We start from the raw sequence: 2,914 nt of genomic DNA on the forward strand, positions 1-2,914 counted from the left end.
CCCTTCAGCATTCAATCGATGCGTGAAGCCGTCACTTCGTGGCGATAACGCGAACCTTCAGGGTCGCGGACACCTCAGAGTGCAGGCCGACGGTCACCGTGTAGTCGCCGGCAGCCTTGATGGGCGAGGCGATGATGACGCGACGACGATCGATGGTCTGACCCAGCTGTTCCTTGACCGCGTCAGCGATCGCAGCAGCGGAGATAGCGCCGAAGAGACGGCCGGAGTTGCCGACCTTCGCGGTGATCTCGACGACGGCGGCCTGCAGGGCGTCGCGCACGACGCGGGCGTCGTCGATCGTGGCGATCTCGTGACGACGGCGGGCAGCGGCGATCTGGTCGATCTGCTTCTGGGCGCCAGCGGTCCACTTGGCGGCGAAGCCGCGGGGGACCAGGTAGTTGCGGGCGTAGCCAGCCTTGACCTCGACGACCTCGCCGGCGTGGCCGAGGTTGGGGACGTCGTGGGTGAGGATCAGTTTCGTGGTAGCCATATCAGCTGTGTCCTTCCCTTATCAGCGGCCGGTCGTGGAGTAGGGCAGCAGAGCCATCTCACGCGCGTTCTTGACGGCGCGAGCGATCTTGCGCTGCTCCTGCGTGGAAACACCGGTCACGCGGCGGGCGCGAATCTTGCCGCGGTCCGAGATGAACTTGCGCAGCAGGGCGGTGTCCTTGTAGTCGATCTTGTCGATCTTGGCCGACTTCAGCGGGTTGGCCTTCTTCTTGATGGGCTTGTTGCGAAGTTGGGGCTTCGCCATGATGGTCTCCTAGTGAATCCGGGCGGGTCATCCCGCCCCAAGCGTGGTGTCTTCGACGTGGCGTCCGGCGCGAGAGCCGGGGCGCGCGACTTTAGAACGGGGGCTCGTCGCCGAAGGACGTGGAGCCGCCGGAAGGGGCGCTGCGCCACGGGTCCTCGGGGGAGCCGCCGGTCGGTGCGCCGTAGTTGGCGCCGCCCTGGCCGTATCCACCCTGGCCGCCGCCGTAACCGCCGCCGCCCTGGGGGGCTGCCTGCTGGTAGCCGCCCTGCTGCTGGCCGCGGTTGTCGGACTGGTAGCCGCCACCACCGCTGGGGGTGGTGCGGGTGACCTGCGCGCGTGCGCGACGCAGGGAGGGGCCGACCTCGTCGACCTGCAGCTCAACGACCGTGCGACGTTCACCCTGCTGGGTGTCGTACGAGCGCTGGGTGAGGCGACCCTGAACGATGACGCGCATACCCTTGCGCAGCGACTCGGCGACGTTCTCAGCGGTGTCGCGCCACACGGAGCAGCGCATGAAGAGAGTGTCGCCGTCGCGCCACTCGCCGGCGTTACGGTCGTAGGTTCGCGGGGTGGAGGCCACCGTGAAATCGGCGACTGCAGCACCGGACTGCGTCCAACGCAGCTCGGGGTCAGCGGTCAGGTTACCGATGACTGTGATGACGGTATCTCCGGCCATGTCGGCTCCTCGGGCTTAGGGGTGGTGTCGGCTCAGTGAGCGTCGGGGCGCAGGAGCTTCGTGCGGAGAATGGTCTCGTCGATGCCCATGCGGCGGTTGATCTCAAGAGCGACCTCGGGGGTCGTGGTCATGTCGATGACGACGTAGATGCCCTCAGAACGCTTGAGGATGTCGTAAGCAAGGCGACGCTTGCCCCAGATATCAACGTTCTCGACGGATCCGCCGTTGGCAGCCACGGGCGCCAGGTACTTCTCCATCGTGGGGGCGACGGTGCGCTCGTCGATCGAAGGATCGAGGATCACCATCAGTTCGTAGTTACGCACGTTGGTTCCCACCTCCTATGGTCTTTACGGTCACGGACGGTCCGTGACAGGAGGGCGTTGCGTATGGCCCCGGGGGGCCTGCTGGACCGGCCGCGGGTGCGGATAGTCCAGCTGCCCAGTTTACACGGGTGGGTGCGGCTTCGCCAGGGCTTGTCCCGTCACGATTCGGGGATCGCGGCACGAGGCCGTGGCCGGCTCGTCGGGGGCGCCCAGGCGAGCGGAACCGGGCGCGGTGGCCCGGGCCGGCCCCGGCCTCGTGCGTCGGGTCACAGGGAGCGCGCGCCGTAGCCGTTGGTGAGTGCCCGCATGCCCGTGTAGACGGCGGAGTAGGCGAGCCAGACCAGGGCGAGGGCCACGGACGGGGAGCTCGTGAGCGTGGCGGAGTGGGCGATGAGCCACAGGATGGGCGCGTAGACGAGGAGGTTGAGGACGGACGCGCCGGCGAGGTAGCGCCCGCGCCCCGCGCCGATGAGGATGCCGTCGAGGAGGAAGACGTAGCCGGCGATCGGCTGGAAGAGGGCGCCGACGATCATGGCGACGGTTGCGTAGTCGATGACGGTCTGGTCGGTCGTGAAGATGCGCGTGATCCAGGGCGCGGTGAAGGCCAGGGCGACGCCGACGGCCGTGCCGAAGCTGAGTCCCCAGCGCGAGAGGGTGCGCAGGAGGGGCTGGATCGCGCCTCGCTCGCCGGTTCCTGACGCGAAGCCGGCGAGGGCTTGCGCGGCGATCGCGAGGGCGTCGAGGACGTAGGCGGCGAAGCTCCACAGGGTCCACACGATCTGGTGGGCGGCCAGGGCCTGGGTGGAGATCGCGGTGACGGCCGCGAGGGTGGCGAGGAGGGCGACGCGCAGCGCGAGGGTGCGCACGAGCAGGGGTGCCCCCTCGAGCGCCGCGCCAAACAGGCCGGAGGTGGAGGGGCGTAGGCTCACGCCCTGGCGGCGGGCGGCGCGCACGACGATCCACCCGAGGAAGGCCGCCATGAGGGTTTGCGTGATGGCGGTGCCCAGGCCGGACCCAGCGACCCCCAGGCCGAGGGGGTACATGAGCACCCAGTTGGCCGCCGCGTTGAAGGCCGCGCCCACGGAGGCGGCGACCAGCGGGGTGCGCGTGTCCTGCAGGCCGCGCAGGGTGCCGGTGGCCGCCAGGGCGACGAACATGCCG

Annotated in this window: 5 protein-coding genes; all 5 read right to left on the reverse strand. The window is 69.0% G+C overall.

What is annotated here, in order from left to right; all coding sequences use genetic code 11:
• Window positions 1-31: 31 nt before the first annotated feature.
• Window positions 32-490, reverse strand: coding sequence for a 50S ribosomal protein L9 (gene rplI, locus HMPREF1138_RS07060; RefSeq protein ID WP_009058012.1), 459 nt, complete (start codon window positions 488-490; stop codon window positions 32-34).
• 21 nt (window positions 491-511) lie between these two features.
• Window positions 512-754, reverse strand: coding sequence for a 30S ribosomal protein S18 (rpsR, locus tag HMPREF1138_RS07065; protein ID WP_007589142.1), 243 nt, complete (start codon window positions 752-754; stop codon window positions 512-514).
• A 91-nt stretch (window positions 755-845) separates the two neighbouring features.
• Window positions 846-1,430, reverse strand: coding sequence for a single-stranded DNA-binding protein (locus HMPREF1138_RS07070; RefSeq protein WP_009058016.1), 585 nt, complete (start codon window positions 1,428-1,430; stop codon window positions 846-848).
• A gap of 32 nt (window positions 1,431-1,462) precedes the next feature.
• Window positions 1,463-1,753: a 30S ribosomal protein S6 gene (gene rpsF / locus HMPREF1138_RS07075; protein WP_009058013.1), complete on the reverse strand. Its 291-nt coding sequence runs from the start codon at window positions 1,751-1,753 to the stop codon at window positions 1,463-1,465.
• A gap of 266 nt (window positions 1,754-2,019) precedes the next feature.
• On the reverse strand, window positions 2,020-2,914 hold an 895-nt coding region (locus HMPREF1138_RS07080), incomplete at its 5' end, for an MATE family efflux transporter (protein WP_009058015.1).

It is taken from the genome of Actinomyces sp. ICM58 (assembly GCF_000283035.1).
Lineage (GTDB): Bacteria > Actinomycetota > Actinomycetes > Actinomycetales > Actinomycetaceae > Pauljensenia.

Coding starts and splice junctions, on each gene's coding strand:
- rplI (WP_009058012.1), bottom strand. CDS start 490: ATGGCTACCACGAAACTGATCCTCACCCACGACGTCCCCAACCTCGGC.
- rpsR (WP_007589142.1), bottom strand. CDS start 754: ATGGCGAAGCCCCAACTTCGCAACAAGCCCATCAAGAAGAAGGCCAAC.
- HMPREF1138_RS07070 (WP_009058016.1), bottom strand. CDS start 1,430: ATGGCCGGAGATACCGTCATCACAGTCATCGGTAACCTGACCGCTGAC.